Annotated in this window: 20 protein-coding genes; 1 reads left to right on the plus strand and 19 read right to left on the minus strand. The window is 71.2% G+C overall.

What is annotated here, in order from left to right:
- Positions 1-9 precede the first annotated feature (9 nt).
- Entirely contained in the window at positions 10-579 is a 570-nt protein-coding gene (locus tag ACI2K6_RS15830; RefSeq protein WP_101963410.1) for a TetR/AcrR family transcriptional regulator, read from the plus strand.
- Positions 580-750: 171 nt separating this feature from the next.
- Here the strand turns inward: ACI2K6_RS15830 and ACI2K6_RS15835 are convergent, their stop codons facing one another.
- The 19 genes from ACI2K6_RS15835 to ACI2K6_RS15925 all read right to left on the minus strand — a co-directional run bounded on the left by ACI2K6_RS15835 (position 751) and on the right by ACI2K6_RS15925 (position 16759).
- Positions 751-1023 carry a hypothetical protein gene (locus ACI2K6_RS15835; protein WP_031943844.1) on the minus strand — a complete coding sequence of 91 codons (273 nt, stop codon included), beginning with the start codon at positions 1021-1023 and terminating at the stop codon, positions 751-753.
- Positions 1020-1736, minus strand: a complete 717-nt coding sequence (locus tag ACI2K6_RS15840; protein WP_396747830.1) for a DUF4145 domain-containing protein — start codon at positions 1734-1736, stop codon at positions 1020-1022. The genes ACI2K6_RS15835 and ACI2K6_RS15840 overlap by 4 nt, the downstream gene beginning before the upstream one ends.
- 10 nt (positions 1737-1746) lie before the next feature.
- A complete protein-coding gene (locus ACI2K6_RS15845; protein WP_134377206.1) occupies positions 1747-2208 on the minus strand; it encodes a hypothetical protein in 462 nt (153 codons plus the stop codon).
- Positions 2205-2984 carry a hypothetical protein gene (locus tag ACI2K6_RS15850; RefSeq protein ID WP_087114233.1) on the minus strand — a complete coding sequence of 260 codons (780 nt, stop codon included), beginning with the start codon at positions 2982-2984 and terminating at the stop codon, positions 2205-2207. Before ACI2K6_RS15850 ends, ACI2K6_RS15845 begins: the two co-directional genes overlap by 4 nt.
- Positions 2977-4746: a hypothetical protein gene (locus ACI2K6_RS15855; RefSeq protein WP_179205923.1), complete on the minus strand. Its 1770-nt coding sequence runs from the start codon at positions 4744-4746 to the stop codon at positions 2977-2979. Before ACI2K6_RS15855 ends, ACI2K6_RS15850 begins: the two co-directional genes overlap by 8 nt.
- Before the next feature lie 154 nt (positions 4747-4900).
- Positions 4901-5515: a hypothetical protein gene (locus ACI2K6_RS15860; RefSeq protein WP_087114232.1), complete on the minus strand. Its 615-nt coding sequence runs from the start codon at positions 5513-5515 to the stop codon at positions 4901-4903.
- Positions 5516-5558: 43 nt separating this feature from the next.
- Entirely contained in the window at positions 5559-6146 is a 588-nt protein-coding gene (locus ACI2K6_RS15865) for a hypothetical protein (protein WP_098471908.1), read from the minus strand.
- Positions 6136-6990 (minus strand): glutaredoxin family protein, encoded by an 855-nt coding sequence (locus ACI2K6_RS15870; protein ID WP_098471907.1) that lies wholly within the window; start codon positions 6988-6990, stop codon positions 6136-6138. The genes ACI2K6_RS15865 and ACI2K6_RS15870 overlap by 11 nt, the downstream gene beginning before the upstream one ends.
- Before the next feature lie 96 nt (positions 6991-7086).
- Positions 7087-7641, minus strand: a complete 555-nt coding sequence (locus ACI2K6_RS15875; RefSeq protein ID WP_087114229.1) for a hypothetical protein — start codon at positions 7639-7641, stop codon at positions 7087-7089.
- Positions 7642-7645: 4 nt separating this feature from the next.
- Positions 7646-8281: an A24 family peptidase gene (locus tag ACI2K6_RS15880; protein ID WP_143741627.1), complete on the minus strand. Its 636-nt coding sequence runs from the start codon at positions 8279-8281 to the stop codon at positions 7646-7648.
- The gene (locus ACI2K6_RS15885) at positions 8262-11729 is read right to left on the minus strand and encodes a hypothetical protein (RefSeq protein WP_396747827.1); all 3468 of its coding nucleotides are present in this window, start codon (positions 11727-11729) and stop codon (positions 8262-8264) included. The genes ACI2K6_RS15880 and ACI2K6_RS15885 overlap by 20 nt, the downstream gene beginning before the upstream one ends.
- A gap of 95 nt (positions 11730-11824) precedes the next feature.
- A complete protein-coding gene (locus ACI2K6_RS15890) occupies positions 11825-12877 on the minus strand; it encodes a hypothetical protein (RefSeq protein WP_098471905.1) in 1053 nt (350 codons plus the stop codon).
- A 398-nt stretch (positions 12878-13275) separates the two neighbouring features.
- Positions 13276-13443 carry a hypothetical protein gene (locus ACI2K6_RS15895; protein ID WP_031943856.1) on the minus strand — a complete coding sequence of 56 codons (168 nt, stop codon included), beginning with the start codon at positions 13441-13443 and terminating at the stop codon, positions 13276-13278.
- A gap of 163 nt (positions 13444-13606) precedes the next feature.
- On the minus strand, positions 13607-14545 hold the full coding sequence (locus ACI2K6_RS15900; RefSeq protein WP_098471904.1) for a hypothetical protein: 939 nt from the start codon (positions 14543-14545) through the stop codon (positions 13607-13609).
- Positions 14539-15240 (minus strand): hypothetical protein, encoded by a 702-nt coding sequence (locus ACI2K6_RS15905; protein WP_098471903.1) that lies wholly within the window; start codon positions 15238-15240, stop codon positions 14539-14541. Before ACI2K6_RS15905 ends, ACI2K6_RS15900 begins: the two co-directional genes overlap by 7 nt.
- Positions 15241-15255: 15 nt before the next feature.
- Positions 15256-15672, minus strand: a complete 417-nt coding sequence (locus tag ACI2K6_RS15910; protein ID WP_049159529.1) for a pilus assembly protein TadG-related protein — start codon at positions 15670-15672, stop codon at positions 15256-15258.
- Positions 15673-15674: 2 nt separating this feature from the next.
- Positions 15675-16124 carry a TadE/TadG family type IV pilus assembly protein gene (locus tag ACI2K6_RS15915; RefSeq protein WP_031943860.1) on the minus strand — a complete coding sequence of 150 codons (450 nt, stop codon included), beginning with the start codon at positions 16122-16124 and terminating at the stop codon, positions 15675-15677.
- Positions 16121-16531 carry a hypothetical protein gene (locus tag ACI2K6_RS15920; protein ID WP_031943861.1) on the minus strand — a complete coding sequence of 137 codons (411 nt, stop codon included), beginning with the start codon at positions 16529-16531 and terminating at the stop codon, positions 16121-16123. Before ACI2K6_RS15920 ends, ACI2K6_RS15915 begins: the two co-directional genes overlap by 4 nt.
- A 45-nt stretch (positions 16532-16576) precedes the next feature.
- Positions 16577-16759 carry a hypothetical protein gene (locus ACI2K6_RS15925; RefSeq protein ID WP_098471902.1) on the minus strand — a complete coding sequence of 61 codons (183 nt, stop codon included), beginning with the start codon at positions 16757-16759 and terminating at the stop codon, positions 16577-16579.
- Positions 16760-16851: the final 92 nt, after the last annotated feature.

The following is a 16851-nucleotide window of genomic DNA, read 5'->3' on the forward strand; positions in this document are numbered from 1 at the left end:
GAGGGGCGCATGATGGTGCGTGAGAGCAAGAAGACCATGATCCTCGACGCCGCGATCCAAGTGATCGAGGAAGACGGGATCACAGCAGTCACGTTTGACTCTGTCGCGGCCGCTGCAGGGATCACCAGGGCCGGGATCATCTACCACTTCCCGTCACGAGACGACTTGATCGCTGCGATCCACCAGAGACTCGCTGATCGCTGGGAGCGGCAGTTAGAGATCGCCTGTGGAAAGCCGACCGCTGAGGCAACGCCGATGGAGCGCCTGACCGCCTACATACTCACTTGTTCGACAGCCGCCTCCCGCGCCGAGTTCCAGATGATTCTCGACAGCCAGGACACCCAGCACAAGGCGATCTGGGAAGACCTCATCGACCGATGGACCGGACGTAGCGAACGAGACGAAGCTGAGCGCGACCAGATGACCTCGCTCGCCCTGCTCGCTGCTGACGGGCTCTGGGTCAACGACCTGATCGGAAGCAGGCCCATCTCACAGGACCACCGGAGTGAAACCGCAAAGCAGATCATCGCGCTACTCCAGAATGACGTCCATGAATCCGAGGCCAAGCCCAACGGGTAAGCGAGCCAGCGCGCGGTTGGAGAAGGCCGGATCGACGAATCCGTCGAGCGCGATGATGGGCAACCCTGTCAAGCAAGATCGCACCCTGGCACCTCTGTCCAGCAGCACCCAACTGGCTCTGACACATGCGCCTAGTGGGTATACCCGACTGGACGGTTTCTCAGACACACCCTAGCCGTGCGTGCGCCCGTAGGGGGCGCGCCAGGCCGATTCTTCTGCCCGAATGCGGGTGACCCACCCAGCGGGCACCCATGCCTGCAACCGTTCGGTGTCGGGCGGCTCCTCCCAGGCGATCAGCACATGGGTGCTCGACCAGCGGGCAGCCATCGCATCGACCCGTCCTCGGTCGGGGAGCATGACCCGCACGTAGGGGGCGTCCTGGTAGAGCGCGGAGTGGACCTCCTCGGGGCTGCGGAAGGCCGGCGGCTCGTAGACCGGGATCACGATGCCGCGCGCGGGCTGCGGGCGGCGTCGTGGCGGGCCTTGCGGGCCGCGCGCATGCTGGCCTTCTGGGCCGGCTGCTCGTAGAGGACGAAGGCGGCCTCCCAGAGCAGCTCGGCGACGTCGGCGATCTCCTCGGCGGCGTACTGCACGCCGGCATGGATGCTGTCGTTGCCCACGATGCGGGACTCGTGCAGGTCCTCCAGCACCTCGGCGTCCAGCCGCGGGGTCAGGCTGTTGATCTTGGCCTTGAGGTCCCGGCCGGTGCCGCCCTGGTCCTTGACCATCTCCTCGGTGGCCGCGCGGTAGAGCACGCCGGCGGCGCGCAGTGCCCCGGCGTCCTCGCAGATGCTGGCCTCCTCGTAGAGCGAGGCGACGCCCGCTGGGGCGGCCTCGGGTAGCTGCCGCGGGGGCTTGGCCGGGACGATCATCGTCCGTCTGACGCGCTCCAGAGGCGGATGCCCGGCGGCGTCGGTTTCGACCTTCTGCCAGTGCTCGAGGAAGGCGATCGGTCCCTGGCAGAACTGGCAGGCGTAGCCCGCGATCGTGTCCCTCGCCTCGGGCATACGGGCCGCCGAGGCCGGATCCACGGAGGAGCGTCGCGCGTAGTTGATGTCCCACCGCGGGCTGACCTGGATCTTGCCGGCGTAGGTCGCGGCCACATGGTGCCCGCAGTGGGGGCAGAGGCCGGTGCCGTCGGTGAAGTCCTCGCTCATGCCGGTCAGTCTAGGGGCGGGCTCCGCGCGTCTGGGCCTGCTCACGCTGGGCCACACGCGCGCTGTGCAGCGCTCCGGGGCGGGGGGAGGTCTCGTGCTTGAAGGCCAGGTAGTCGACGACGTCAGGCTCGCACCAGAGCCGGCCGCGGGTGACCGGCTCGGGGAACTGGCGGTCGCGCTGGCGCAGGGAGCGGGCCGAGCGCTCGGCCACGCCCAGCAGCTCGTTGACCCGCGGCTCGGCGATCAGGCCGATCACCCGCGGGTCCAGGCCCGCCTCGTGCAGCTCGGTGGCCGCACTGGCCGCGCGGTGGCGCACGGCGGTGGTGGCCGCCTCGTAGGAGTTGGCCCCGGCCGCGCGGGCGAGGATGTCCAGCAGTGCCGCGGGGGGCCGGTAGGGGCCCTGGTGGGCGTGGGGGTCCAGGGCCTCGTCCCACCGGCGTGCCGGCGGGGCCGGCTTCTCGTGCTGATTCATCCCCATCGGGTGCGTCCTCCTCGTCGTCCCCACCGGCGGGCGCCGGCCTCATCCTGGGCCACGCGTTCCTCCTTGGAGCGCACGGCGTTGAAGCTGGTCACGGACAGTCCCACCAGCTGGCCCTGCGTGACGGCGTCGCGGGCGTAGCGGTCGCCCATCTGGGAGGCGATCCATCCGCCCATGTCCCCGCCGTTGCGGTCGCGCACGTCGGAGACGACGTCGGCGGCCAGGTAGCCGCCCTTGGAGCCGACGTCGAAGGTGCGGGTGCGGCCGCCGCCGATGTCCACGGTGGCGCGGATGTGCACGCGCTTGTCCTGGTGGCGGGCGCCGCGGGCGACGTTGACGATGGACATGCGGGCCGCGTGCAGGCCGGCCCCGCGCTCGGGCGATCCGACGGTCTTGGGCAGCTGGATCCGCACGATGCGGTTGCCGTCGGGCAGGTGGGTGGTCGTGGTGGAGTGGCGGGTCAGGGAGGGCCCGCGCCGGGTGTCCTTGGGGACCACGGTGGGCTTCTTGGCACCTCGCTTGGCTCGCACGGGCACGAGCTTGCCGGCGGCGTTGCGTCGACGCCGGGGTGCCTTGGAGACGGCGCCGGTCTCGTGTAGCTCGGTCAGCGCGTCCCGGTAGGACTCACCCGAGGTCTCCCCGCGGGCGATCTTCTGCATCATGCGCGGGGAGCGGTTCATGGCCGCGCCGAGTTCGGCCCAGGTGAGTCCGTAGGCCGAGCGCACCCGGGTGACGAGCTCGGCGGGGCTCAGCTGTGCCGGGTCACTCACCGTCGGCCTCCTGCTCGTCGTCGCCGGGCAGGTAGTCCGTCCCGTCGACGGGGGCGGCCTGCATCTCGTATTCGGAGTAGGCGGCGTCCACGCCCAGGCGCGCGGCCTTGGCGCGCAGCCTGTTGCGGGCGGTCTCGTCGGCGGGAATCTTCAGCGGTCCGGGGACGTAGCCCTGGAGGCGCATGCGTCCCACCCGGCCGTCATCGCCGCCGCCACGTTCCTCGGTCAGGGACCAGGAGGGGACCTCGGTGGTGTAGATCGCGTCGCCGCGCACGCCCAGCAGGGTGTGGGCCGGCACGTGCAGGGCCCCGCCCTGGAGGCCACCGGCCATGGGTCCGGAGAGCATGCGCGCCCGGGCCCGGCCCCAGACCTGCACGGCGAACTCGGGGTGGTAGTAGCGCTGAGCCTGGCCGTCGAAGCGCGGCTTGGTGGTCCAGATGAAGGCCTTGCCGTGCTGCTTGACGTCGGGGGCGTTGGCCGGGACCTCCTTGGGGTCGAAGGTGATGTGGGTCTGCACGCGCCCGCGGGCCGCGAAGTTGCCGATCGTGTTGATCAGGATCGAGCGCAGTGCCGCGGAGACGGCGGTCTTGATGATCTCGTCCATCAGCGGGTCGCCGGCGACGGCGGCGCGAGCCTTGACCAGGTTGTCCTTCCAGGTGTCCAGCGGGCGTGCACGCACGCGCCGGTCGCGGTCGCGGGCGCCGGGGACATCGGTGGTGAACGCGACGGACTCGATGGGGTCCAGCTGCCAGCCGTGGCGGGCGGCGACGAAGAACTCGGCGGCGTCGATCCAGGCGCTCCCGGTGGCGCCGGGGCGGTTGGGCCAGTACCAGCCCTCGGAAGCCTTCTCGTGCTGGACGCCGATCAGGCCGATGTGGTCCCAGGTGTCGGGGACCTTGAACTGCACGTGCACGCGAGCGCGGGCGTAGGGGTTCTCCCGGAGCATGTCCGCGGTGTCGTCGCGGCGCAGCCGGTACCCGGGGCCGATGCCCAGCTCACTGCACATGGCTCCGTACATGAAGCGGCCGTCGACGTAGGCGAAGCCGTCGATCTTGGGGGTCTTCGCCGGGTCGTGCAGGGGGATGCAGTCCGGGTGAGTGTCCGAGGAGGATCCGGCCACGAGGTGCTCGACGTGGTGCTGGCCGGAGGTGCGGTGCAGCTCCTCGGCGATGTCCTCGGTCAGCGGGTACGGCTCGAGGTTCTTCGGCAGGGTCAGGGCCCAGAGGTTGGCGCCGGTGGCGGTGGGGCTGTCCATGAGCTTGGCTCCGCGGAAGTGCGCACCGATGATGCCTTCGGTGGCCTGCCAGGCCAGGCGGGCCTGATCCGGGCTCAGCGGAGCGTCGCCGAACCACCCGGAGACGAACTGCACCAGCATGCGCTTGCCGGTCTGGCGGTGCTCGAAACGGCCGGTGGCCGGGGAGCCGAGGTTGTGTCCTCCGTCGAGCCAGCCGGGAGTCTGCACCAGCAGCCAGTGGCGCTTGCCCGGCGTGACCACCGGGGTCTTGCCCGTGAAGAAGATCCGGTCCGCACCGACGGCGGCCGCAGTGTCGAGCATGTCGGTGAGGTTCGGGTTCTTCCGACGCGGGCCGATCTTCGGCGGCACCGCCTGCCCGTTGTCCAACACGCCCCGGCCCGTGGTGTAGTCCGCCCACAGGTTCTTGCGGGCGGCGAGGTTGCGGTAGGCCACGGGGCGGAACGTGGTGGGGGTGTTGTCGCGCAGGCCAGCGCGACCTCCGGGACGCTCGCGGTTGGAGTAGGCCATGGGGACCTCCGGTCGATCTGACAGTTAGGACAACCCTACATTGCGCTAAGCCTCCTCGGTAGGGAGCAGGTCCAGCGCGTCGAGCTGGCCGGGCAGCGGCACCGGCGGGGACGTGTCGTGGAGGTCGGCGTCGAGCTGCACCAGGTCCCCCTTCTCAGGCCGCAGGCTGCGCCGCCGGGATGGCCCGCAGCTGCTTGACGATGCGCGCGAGGAGCCAGCAGATCACGGGGATCCAGCTCAGGGTCAAGCCGAGGTGCACGCCCTGGTCGGCGCCGACGGCCGTCCACACCGCCCAGGGCAGGAGCGAGCTCATCTGGACCGCCAGGTCCCACCCGGTGGGGATGCCCCGACGGGCCATGCGCAGCCCCATCCCCCCTGCGCAGAGCACCAGGGCGCCGGCGCCGGCCAGGCCCACGATCACCTCCCCCGCGTGGCCGGTCCGGGCGACGATCACCACTCCGGCGACCGCCATGGCCACGTCGCGGAGCAGGAAGACGGCTCGGTCGGCGGTCGCCATGATCGCGCGGGCTGCGGATCCGGCGGGGGCCGCACGGTTCCACGCCCGCGAGGTCAGGGTCGCGAGCGCGGCGGCCGCGAGGACGGCAGCCGCCAGGGCGACGAGGGACGGGTCGGGGGCACCCGTCAGGGCGGGCAGCGCCGCCATGTTGGCGAGGAGGGCGAGCGTTGCGACGTCGGTGGTCAGCTGGAGGCCGCGGGCGGCAGCCCAGCGTCCTCGCAGCTGGGAGGGGGAGAGCGTGGTGGTGGGCATGGGTTGGCTCCGTTCCTGGGGCATGGGTCAGTTCGTCGAGGGGTCAGATCGCGTGGTCCGGTGACCGCGCCTCACGCCAGGCCTGCGACAGTTCCCGCGGCGGCAGGTGGGCCAGCGTGGTCATCTTCGGCGGCGGCACCGGATCCAGCTGGAAGGGGACGTGGGCGCTCTGGTGCAGGAAGGTCTCGTAGTGCTCACCCTCGGGACCCCAGAGCGGCAACGGGGCCGGGCATGCGATCCCTGATCCCTCGAGGAGTCGTCTTGCGCGGCTGTTCCGGCACTGGGAGACGGCCTTCACTGCCTTGATGGTGAGGGACCAGACGGCGCGGAAGGCGATCAGTGCCATTAGCAGCCAGAGGGGCCAGAGCGGCAGCCCGAGATCCTGATCCATCACCGCGAGGGCGGCCATGAAGACCGTGTAGCCGGCGAGGATGCCGAGTGCGTTGCTCCCCAGAATGCGGGCGTGGGCGCGCTCTGCCGGCCAGGGCTGGCGGGCGGGCGGCACCTGGGCGATCACCGCCCGCCCCTGTTCGGTGTCCGGGATCAGCCAGACCCCCACGCGGGTGGGGTGGGGGATGATGGCCGGCTCCTCAAGAGGACCGTGCCCGCTCGAGGCCGGCTCACCCGGCATGGCTAAGCCCCTCGAGCGGGACGGTGCGCCATAGGGAGGTGTAGACCACGGTGGCCCCGAGGTCGGCGGCCAGGGACTGGCCGAGGTGGTGGGCGATGCCGTGGCAGGAGACGGACAGGTGGATCCCGACGGAGCGGCCCAGGCGATGGATGCCCAGCAGGAGGTTCTCGGCGACGTCGGCCTCGTGCTCCCCGGCCGGGGCGAGGTCGGCCCAGCGCTGGCGCAGATGGGCGTAGTCGTCCAGGACGAGCACGATGGGCTGGAAGGGCTCGGGGCTCTCCTGGGCGAGGGAGGCGACCTCCACCAGGTGGTAGCGCTCGCGCATCAGCTCGCTGGCGGCACGGATGCGCTCGAGCTGGTCGCTGACGTCGGCGGTGACCACCTGCGCGTACCGATGGTCCTCGACCTTGTCCAGCTCCCCGGGCAGGCCCAGGCCCCAGGCCTGCCAGCCCACAGAGACCGCGGTCTCCATGATCCCGCGCTGGATCACGCTCTTGCCGCTGTCGCGGTCGCCGATGATCAGCAGGTGACCCTGGTGGGGGTCCCAGAGCACGTGCTCTCCGGCCTCGACGGGGCCCAGGTCGATCGTGGCCTGCATGTCGGCGGCCGGCGCGGCCTCTGGGGCCGGGGAGGCGTAGCGGTCGGGGAGGTAGCCGTGCCAGTGCTCCCCGGTGGCCTCGTCCACGGTGACCGGCGCGCGGAAGTAGCCCATCTTGCGCAGCTTCTCGACGGCCGCGGGGTCCTGGGAGACGTCGACGAGGGTGTGCGGGATCTTGTGGGCGCGCAGGTGGGCCTTCACTGCCATGCAGGGGCCGCAACCGGGGCTGGTGTAGATCGTGTACATGGGTGCTCCTCGGTCAGGGAGATGGTCGGGGCCGTGGCCGGCCCTCACTTCCCATAAGGCCGGCATCCGGCGCTGATGTCCCTCCCCGTTCCGGGGTCAGATTTCATGCGCCGGGTGCAGCAGCAACGCGTCGGCGGGGATCGTCGAGGTGTGCTCGAGGTGCCCGACCTCGAGGCCGGCGGCCAGCAGGGCCTGGACCGCGGGATGGTCCTCGGCCAGGTCCTGGAGGAGGACCAGGGGGACGTGTCGCGGAGATGCGGCCGGCGCCGCTTCCTCGGCCGGCGCGGCCGGCAGCGGCGACTCCGTCGCACCATCCGCGGCGAGGGTGCCTTCTGGCTCGGCTTCTGGCGTGGGTTGTGGCGTGGAGTCCAGGCCGGCCTTCCGTTGCAGGCGGGCGAGGTCGGCGTGGCGGGCCGGGGGCAGCTTGGCGGTCTCGAGCAGCTCGAGGGCGCGGGTGAGTCCGGTGTGGTCGCCGCTGGCGAGCCAGGTGGCCACGATCAGGCCCACGCGACCGGCCTTGCCGGAGTCGTGGCCAGGGTCGCCGGGAACAGGGTGGGCCGCGGTGAGGTCGTCGAGCTGGGCGTGCTTGAGCCCGGCGGTGAGCAGGCCGGTCAGCGCACGGCGGTCGCGGGCGGAGAAGGTGCGGGGCACCTGGTCAGGATGCCAGGTAGCCCAGGACGGCGAGCAAGGCGAGCACGTGCCCGGCGACGAGGTACGGGGCCATGGGCACGCGAGTCTTGCGCTGGCCGCGCAGCAGGGCCGGTACCGCACCGAACAGGGCGGCGAGCACGTAGCTGGCCAGGATGGCCAGCACCCAGGCACCGGGGCCGTGGGCGCCGATGGCCAGGGCGGCCACGGTGACGAGCTTGACGTCGCCCATGCCGGTGCCGCCGATCAGGTGCATCACCATCAGCACGACGGCGGCGATCACGGTGACCACCAGCCCCTGGAGGGCCCAGGCGCCGTAGCCGGTGACCAGCAGCCCCACCGCGGCGCCGAGGTTGATGGCGCCCAGGGCGGCCACGGCCCAGTTCGGGATGAGCCGGTGGGCCCGGTCCACGCGCGCCATGTAGATGCCCAGGCAGGCCAGGGCGATCAGGGCGAGCGCGGCGTGGACCATGAGCACGGGCAGCCCGGCGACCGCGGCGCCGGCGATGCCCAGCAGGGCAGCCAGGGCCCCGCCGGGGCCGATCAGGGTGCGCACCGTCCGCGGCGGCACCGTGTAGGGCGCCGGCGCGGGGTCGGTGGCCGCGGGGGACGTGTCGTGGAGATCAGGCGACACGGTAGCCATGGGCCCGCAGCTCCTCGATCAGGGCGGTGGTCTCCACCTCGGGCTCGAGGTCCTCCTCGAAGGACTCCAGGTAGGAGTAGAGCTTCTCGATCAGGCGGGTGACCTCGGTGTGGTTGCCGGCGGCGGCCTCGGTGACCAGAGCGTCGCGCCAGGCGGCCTCGTTGGCGGGGTCGATCGCGCGGCCGACGCGGGCGGCCAGCTGGGCGTGCTCGCGGTGGCCGGCGGCCAGGGAGCGGGCCACGAGCTCGTGGGCGGCGTCGCAGATGGTCTGGACCATCTCCTGGACCAGGGCCTCGGCCCAGGCGACGTTGGAGGCCTTGGCGTGCTCGAAGGGCACTCCCCTCACCAGACGCATGGCGGCGACCAGGGCGGGGGTGGAGGCCTTCACGGGGTCATCGCCGATCAGGGACTGCACGACCTGCCAGTCGGTGAGCACGTCCTCGTGGACGCGGTAGCCCTCGCTGCCCACGGCGGGCAGGTAGGGGGTGCCGTCCGCGGCCTGGCCGAGCAGGCGGCGGGTCTGGCTGGTGAGCTTGTTGCGGTTGCTGGAGGCGGACTTGCCGTCGGAGCGCTGGGTGGGCCAGAACGCGGCGTGGACGGCCTCGGCGCTCGCGCCGGGGTGCAGGGCCAGGTAGGCGGCCAGGGCGACGCAGCGGGCGGTCTGGGTCGTCGAGACCTCGCCGGTGGCCGCGGTGACGGGGGCCTGGCCCTGGGCGCCGACGAGCTTGAGCTCGCCGAGCATCAGGATCATCGGGGCCTGGGTGGTGGCCTGCTCCAGCAGGTGTGCGGCGTCCAGGTCGATCTGCTTCTGCGGGTCGGTCGAGGCCAGCTGCTCGGGGGCGGCGTCCTTCTCGTCCTCGTCCTCGTCCTCCGCGGGGGACGTGTCGTGGAGATCGGTGGCCGCCTCCTGCTGCGCCGGCTCGGCGGTCGCGGCCGGCTCGGGCTCGGGCTCGGGCTCGGCGGGTCCTGCGGTCTCGGTGACTGCGACGACGGCCGGGGTCTGGTCCTGGGGCTCGGGGGTGATGTCCTCGGGCTCGGTCGGCACGGAGGCCGCCGCGGCCTGGTCCTGGCTCTCCTCGTCCTCGTCCTCGTCCATGGTGTCGTGCGGGGCGGGCGCAGGGGTCGGGGTGTGGCGGGCGGTCTGGGCGGCGAGCACGTCCTCCTCGTTCTCCTCGGCCGGATCGGTCTCGTCCTCGGCGGTCTCAGCGGCGGGGACCGCGGGCGCGGGGGTCAGGGGCAGGTCCTGGGTGTTCTCCTCCTCGTGGAGCATCTCCTCGAGATCGGCCACCGCGCTGAGGTGGGGGCGCTCGTCCAGGACGGTGTTGATGTCGATCGTGGCGGTCGTCCCACGGCCGGTGGAGCGGGGGTCCTCCAGGGCGGTGGCCAGCAGCTCCTTGATCCGCTCGCCCTCCTCGGGGGTGATCTTCTGCGGGCGCAGGTGCTGATTGACCGGGAGCAGGTCGGCGTGGTCCTCGTCCTCGAGGTTCAGGATCCAGTCGGAGGCCAGGGGGTTGGCGGTGGTGACCGCGGCGATGCCCAGCCGCGGGATGGCGCCGGCCAGGTCGGTGAGGCGACGAGCCTGGGCGGGGGTGGGCTCCAGGCCCAGCAGGACGATCTCGGGGCCGAAGGCCTCTTCCTGGTTGGCGGCGCGGGCCTGGTCGAGGGTGGCGGCGTCCTGCTCGTCGAGGGCGCGGCGGATGTCCTTGGCCTTGCCGTCGAGCTGGCCGATCAGCTGGTCCAGGTCGTCGATCTGGCGGACGCGGCCGTCGCTGACGACCTTGGCCAGGCCGTCGGCGACTCCGACGAGCGTGATGGTGACGTTCTCGGACCAGCTGGAGGTGGCCAGCTCCACGGCCATGGCATCGAGGACCTGGGTGGTCAGCTGGGGGTCGCCGTCGATGCCGAGGGTGCCCAGGCGTTCGAGGTCGAGCAGGACCTGGGAGCGAGTGTCGTCCTGGCCGACGGTGACCAGCGAGGGGTAGGGGGCAGCGGGCAGGTCGGGGTCGATGTCGATGGAGCCGGAGGCCAGCGTCCAGACGACGCCGTCGTCGGTCTCGGCCACGAAGGGCTCGGGCAGCTGCGCGGGGGCCATGAGGTAGAGGGCGATCTGCTCGGGCGAGACGCGCACGAGGAACAGCTCAGGCAGGTCCTGGCCGTTCTCGTGGGCCCAGCGGGCCAGCCAGCGCTGGACGACGTCGAGCTCCTCAGCCTGCTCGGGCTCGGCGACCACGCGCAGCTGGGTCTCCAGCTGCGCGGTCTGCTCCTCGGGCATGGGGACGGACTGGCCGGGCTGGCGGCGGCGGCGCTGGAGCTGGCGGCGCAGGCCGACGATGCCCAGCAGTCCGGCCGCGGCGAAGGCGCCGATGCCGCCGATGGTGGCCCATGCGGGGACCTCCTCCGGGGCAGCCTGCTCCTGGTGGGAGGACAGATCGGCGGGGGCCGGCGCGGTCTGCGTGAACGCGCCGCCGGGGACGGCGGAGGGGCCCTCCTGCTCGGCGGGGGCCGTGGAGGGTGCCGCAGACACGGCCTCGCCGGGCAGCGGGTGCTGCGCGTCCTGGGCCGGCGTGGAGTCCGAGGCGGCGCTCGGGGCGGCGGCCGCCTCGGGGGCCGGCGTGGCCGAGTCGTCGGCAGGGGCGGAGGGTTCGGCCGACGCCGATGCGGAGGGCGCCGCAGGAGCGGGGGCGGGCTGTTCGGCGGACTGTTCGGCGGGCTGGCTCGGCGCCGCCGGTGCGGGGACCGGCTGGGCGTCCGTGCCGGTCTGCGCCGGGGCGGGGGCCGGCTGGGAGGGGGACGGTGTCGCGGAGGTGGAGCCGGCGCCGGTGGGGCCGTCGGGCAGCTCCACGGTCCAGCCGGTCATGATGAGGTCGGGATCGGTGAGGGTCTGGCCGTCGGCCTGGGGCGTGGAGCGCATCTGCTCGGCGAGCTCGCCCCACCGGCTGCCCTGGCCCAGCTCGTCCCGGGCGATGCCCCAGAGCGTGTCTCCCTCCTGCACGGTGTAGGTCCGCTCCCCCGCGGCGGCCGGGGTGTCCTGGGTGGTCTGGCCCTCCTGGGCCATGGCGACGGCGGCGGGAGCGGAGGCGGTGTCCTGTGGGGTCAGGGCGAAGGCGGGGCTGCCACCGCCGAGAGCGAGCACGGCGGCGATCAGCGCGCCGGCCAGGGCCTGCTGCGGGCGCAGCGCTCCGCCCAGGTTGGGGGTCTCGACGCGGCGGATGAGGCTGATCACCTCGACCACGAGCGAGTAGATGAAGGAGGCCCAGAAGCCCCACGCGATCAGGGGCAGCACGGTGCCCATCAGGAACGTGCCGCCGAAGTCGATGCCGGTCATGGCCTGCTGGAGCTCGGCAGTGCTGGGGATGGGGTTGCCGACCAGCAGGATCAGGGCGGCGGGGATGCCGACCACCAGGGCGGTCAGGGCCAGCAGGGCCGCAAGGCCTTTGAGGGTGCGCATGGGGCGTGTCTCCGCTCGCGTGGGTAGAGGTCTTCACGGGGTAGAAGGCTGGGGCGGTCCCCCCGATGTCCCTTCTAAGTTGATCTAAGGTCAGTTTAGGCGGTGAGGTGGGCCGCCTCAAGGCTGTCACGCTCCGCGCCACCTTGCCGGAACAGCGCCCGCATAGCCGCCAGGGCCGCGATTCGAGCCGGAGACTCCACTCCCGCGGCCGCCGCGCGCGCTCGCGCATCCGCCTGGCGGTCCCGGTGCATCGCCTCGCGCGCCGCCTCCGCCCGCTCACGAGCTCGGGCAGAGGCTGAGGCGAGCACGAGCCCGTCGGCGTCCTTCCAGTGCTCCAGGCGCCACCGCAGGTAGCCGCGAGCTCGAGCCGTGTCCTGGCCGGCGTCCAGGCTGTGGAGCCGGTGCGCGCCCTGGGGGGTGTGGTCCAGGGCGTGGAGAAGGTCGGCCGGGGTCCAGCCGGCCTCGAGGAAGGGACGGATCAGCGAGCGGACGTCCCGGGCCGAGAGCACGCGCAGACCCAGAGCCCGATCCTGGACGGTGCGGGCGGCGGCCAGCTGCTGACGACGGGTGGCCACTGCGCGGTTGCAGGGCCAGAGCTCGACGAGTCCGCGGTCGCGCGCGTGCGTGGTTCCTCTACGAGTTCTAGTAAGTGAATCCTCTAGCGAGGAAGGGTGCCAGTTTTTCTCCACAGCCCCACGGATCCGACGCTGACCTGCACGCTCCCGTGCTTCGGCTGCGGCGTCGGCACGGTGCCTGGCGAGGATCTTCTCCACGTCCAGGTGGGCGGTGCAGCACAGCACGTAGACCGCCGCCTCGTTGATCCGCTTGCCACGCTCGTCCGGGGTCGCGTAGGCGGCAGAGCGTCCGGCGGCGACGCGTCCGATCACCCCGTGTCGCATCAGCCAGGCGATGGCCGCGGTCACCGTCGAGGCGCTCCGGCCGATCATCTTCGCCAGGCGCTTGTGCCCGGGGCGGGAGATCATCTTCGACCAGTCCGCGCAGGCCGCCAGCGCACCCACCAGAGATTCCATCAGCCGCCGACGGACCCGGGAGAGGTCCTGCCAGGCAGGCAGTGCCCGCAGGGCGGGAACGGCGTCGCCCAGGTGCTCCAGACGCCGGGAGCCGGCGGGCACCGCGGCCAAGATCACGTCGATGTCGCCCTCCCGGGCACGCGAGGGCCGGCGCCAGTTCTGACGACACGGATTCGTGATCCGACCCCGCACGGGCCGGGCTGGTTTCTGGCGATGGCGCAGCAGTCGGGCGAGGGTGGACTCCCCCAGGCACGGCGCCGAGGACACGGCCGACGGGAGGGGGGACGTGTCGCGGAGAGGGATTTTGGGTAGACTTGGGCACGACAAGAGCGACGTACCTCCTTCCAGGGAGGGACAGAGCCGGATCCCTTGGCGGGGATCCACCCGAGATCGAGAGCTTCACTGGCGAGTGAGAAGCAGCTCTCGAACAACTGAAATCTTCAGACAGGCACCCTTGGCGGGGTGCTAGTCGCAAGAAGGCGGTTCCGTTGGCGCGGGGCCGCCTTCTTGCATGCTCAGGCGATCTTCACGTCGAAGGCCTCCTGTCCGTTCGACTCGGGGACCTCGTTGGCGTCGAGGTCGGCCAGGATCAGGGATGCGACGTAGTCGGTGACGGTCTCGCCCCGGTAGTCCACGCGGGCGTGCAGTTTCTGCTCGTAGGACCGGGGGAGCTTGGTGGTCACGCTGAAGCGGTCTCCCTTGGATGGGCGACCGCCAGTGCGCCTGGTGGGGCGAGGGTTCGACGAGGGCGTGCGCATGGTCACAGAGTATCCCAATCCGATTCGTCCGAGTCCGTGTCTGGAAACAACACGCCGGGGCAGACCAAAGGTCTGCCCCGGCGATTGCTCACGGCCGGACGTTCAGGGCGTGGAACTCCCCGATTCGCACGTCCTGCGACGAGCGCGTCACGGTCTCGATTACCCCGGACTGGTCCTGGGCCGTCCACTCCACAGACCACGCCGTGATCGCCGTGACCGTGTAGGTCGGGTTCGACATCTTCATGTACGTGTGCCCGCAGTCCGGGGACTCCTCCTTGCCGAAGCGGTCCTCATACGGCGTGCCCGGCCCGTCGCAGACCACCTGCGTCCCATCGCCCATGTCCCAGGTGACGTGCACCGGCCGCGCCGTGGCCTGCACGGCGATCCCGTTCACCTCCTTGGAGACCGTGTACGGCCCCCACGCCCGCGGATTTTCCGTGTTCTCCACCCACATCCACGCGGGCAGGCCGACCGCTCCGGTGCCGTCCTCCTGCACGGAGTACGGCACCATGCCGATCTCGATCCCCTCGAGCTGCATCTGCGTCACGAGCTCACGTGCCGCCTGTTCCGCATCCGCCGCTCCTGCCGCGGACGGCCGCTCCCACCAGCGCTGGGGGTAGTTCCTGAAGACGTCGGTTGCGCTTTGCCACTCGGGCACGCATTCCTCCCACGCGCCGCGAGACGGGTCCTTGCCGTCAGGAGGCGGCGGCTGGTTCTCCATGAGGCGCCACATGCAGTTCTTGGCCGGGTCGATGTTCTGGTCGCAATCCCCACGTTCGTGCGTCCAGCCCGCCTGGCAGTAGTTCGACGTTGGTTCGCTCTCCCCGGGCCCCACGACGGGTTGCGTCAGATCGCCGCCACCAGGGCTTCCCGGCTTCTCCCCCCGCACCGTGCAAGCGCCGAATCGGCACTCGGCGTCGCCGGCGGCACTGGCTACGGGAGGGGCAACGACCGCCGCCATCATCATGGCCACCGCCGCCAGCAGAGCACTGCCCAGACAGGTGACTGGTCGCATCTGCATCAGCATGACTTCGGATTCCCCTTCTCGTCTCGCATCACGTCTCGAGTAGCAACCTTCCAGGAGCTGTCGTCGTCCTGCCAGGTCACGATGTACGTGGCCTGATAGCGCAGCACCGATCCAGAAGAGACAGGCTTGCCATTCTTGTCCTTCACGGAAACGGAGGTGTTGTCCTCACACACCAGCAGCTGGGCGTTGGAGTGAGGGACCTGCTTGCCCTCCACGTTGCTAGTCCCCCCGATGATCGCTTCCAGCAGTTCGACTCGAGACTTTCCCGTGTAAGTCTCACCGGATGACTCGATGGCCTTCAGCTGCTCGAGGTCCTGACTGAGGTAGGGGTCCCGAGCCGCGAGACCCAGCAGCTCCCTATCCACAGAGTTCTGCTTCAAGAAGTGGTCGTTGATGGCGTAGTACAACTGCAAAGCCTTGAAGCCGTGCTCCTTCGCCATCTCATCATTCGTCGGCCGGTCGGACGTCACCGCAGCGAACGTCGAAGCCTTGCTGCTAGAGCTTGCACTCCCAGCTGACGAAGATGCCTCGCTTGCGGACGACGGCACGTCCTGGATCGGCTCCAGCGAGGACTGCGAGGCGCTCGCGGACGTGGAATCGCCGCTCGGCTGGCCGCCGCCGTTGCAGCCGGTGAGCGTGAGCGCCAGAGCCAGGACGGCTCCGGTGCATGCGGTGGTCTTGGTGACGCGGCTCATGGTGTCTCCTTGCGGTCAGCGGGTGTTCGAGTGGATCTGGGCGGTGCCCTGGCCGTGGCCGGTCAGGACGCCGGTGGGGATGAAGCGTGGGGTGTAGGGGACGTCGACGTCCACAGTGACCTTGGTGGGGGTGACGTTGACGGTGCCGGTGGCTCCGGCTTCGGCGATCATCCCCTGGGCGGCGCGCGCGGCGGCCGCTCTGTCCAGGGTGATGTCCTCGCCGCGGGCGGCTCCGGCCGTGGTGCCAGCGTTGGCGCCGGCGCGGGCGGCCTGGTGGGCGATGGTGACGGCCTCCTCGGAGGCGCGCACCTTGCCGTTCCAGTCGATGCCGATGCCGAAGCCGACGAGCACGATGATGGGGACGAGCATCAGGACCAGCAGGGAGGACTCTCCGTGCTCGCGGCCGAGCCAGGCGCGGAAGCGGGCGATCATGCTCAGCCCCTCTCTCGATAGGTGTCCACGGGGGACGTGGCGTCGGCGGTGATGGTCCAGGACCCGGGAGTGCCGGGGATGGCCAGGTCGGAGAGCGGCACCGTGCAGGTGATGGTGGCGGAGACGGACCCGGGGATGCCGGGGGCGTTGCGCAGGGCGGAGGTGTCCAGCGTGATGTTCTGGGAGCCGCACGTGAAGTCGGTCTGGTCCAGGGTCATGCGGGCGGACTGGCGCGCATTGGACTCGGCCTGGCCGGGGTTGCGGGCCAGGGTGGCCTCGCGGGCGGCGACGCCGGCCGCCGACTCGATGGAGGTCTGTGCTGCTCCGATGCGGCCGCCCATGACGGCGATGGCGATGAGCAGTCCGATGGCCGGAGCCACGATGAGCAGCCCGACGCCGGACTCGCCGCGCTCATCACGCAGCCAGGCCAGGGACGTGTCGCGGAGGTTCACTTGACCACCCTCTCGACGGGCCCGGTCACGGACCGGGAGACGGACGGGCTGATCCACTGCCCGGTGTAGGCCGGCGCGGTGCCGGTGACGGTGACGGTCATCCGCTCCCCGGTGGTGCTGATGTTCACGGAGGCGCCCTGGAGGGTGCCGGAGTGCTGGGAGATGACCTGCTGGGCGGCCGCCTGGCCCTCGGCGCTCGAGCCGCCCATGACTCGGGAAGTTGCGTAGGCCGCGTTGGCCGCGGACTGGGCCACGGTCGAGGCCTGGTAGTAGGCGCCGGCCTGGGGGACGAGGAACACGAGCAGGAGGGCCACCGGCACGATCAGCAGCGAGGCGATGTTCGAGGAACCCGTCTCGTTGCGTGCATGGGCCTCGAGGTGCGCTCGAAGCGGTGCCGTGATGTTCATGGTGACCCCCCCCTGCTCGTGGTGTTCCGTCCCTGGCTGGTCTAGTCAGCCCAGCTCGCCGACCTTGTTGGTTGCGAAGGTGTTGATGCCGGCCCAGACCAGGGCGGCCAGCACGACGGCGGCGAGCACGCCGAGGATGATCTCGATGGTCTCGGCGCCGGTCTCGTCCTCGTGCTTGTCCTGGATCCAGGTACGGAGGATCAGGTACTGCTGCATCAGCTTGTTCATGGTGAGTCCCCTCGTGTGGTGGAGATGGCCTCGGGACGGTCCCGATGCGGGTGGGTGGGTGGATGGGAGATCACGATCTCCGGGAGGAGCTC

This window comes from Microbacterium sp. NPDC006705 (genome assembly GCF_044903545.1).
GTDB classification, from domain to species: Bacteria; Actinomycetota; Actinomycetes; order Actinomycetales; family Microbacteriaceae; genus Microbacterium; species Microbacterium plantarum.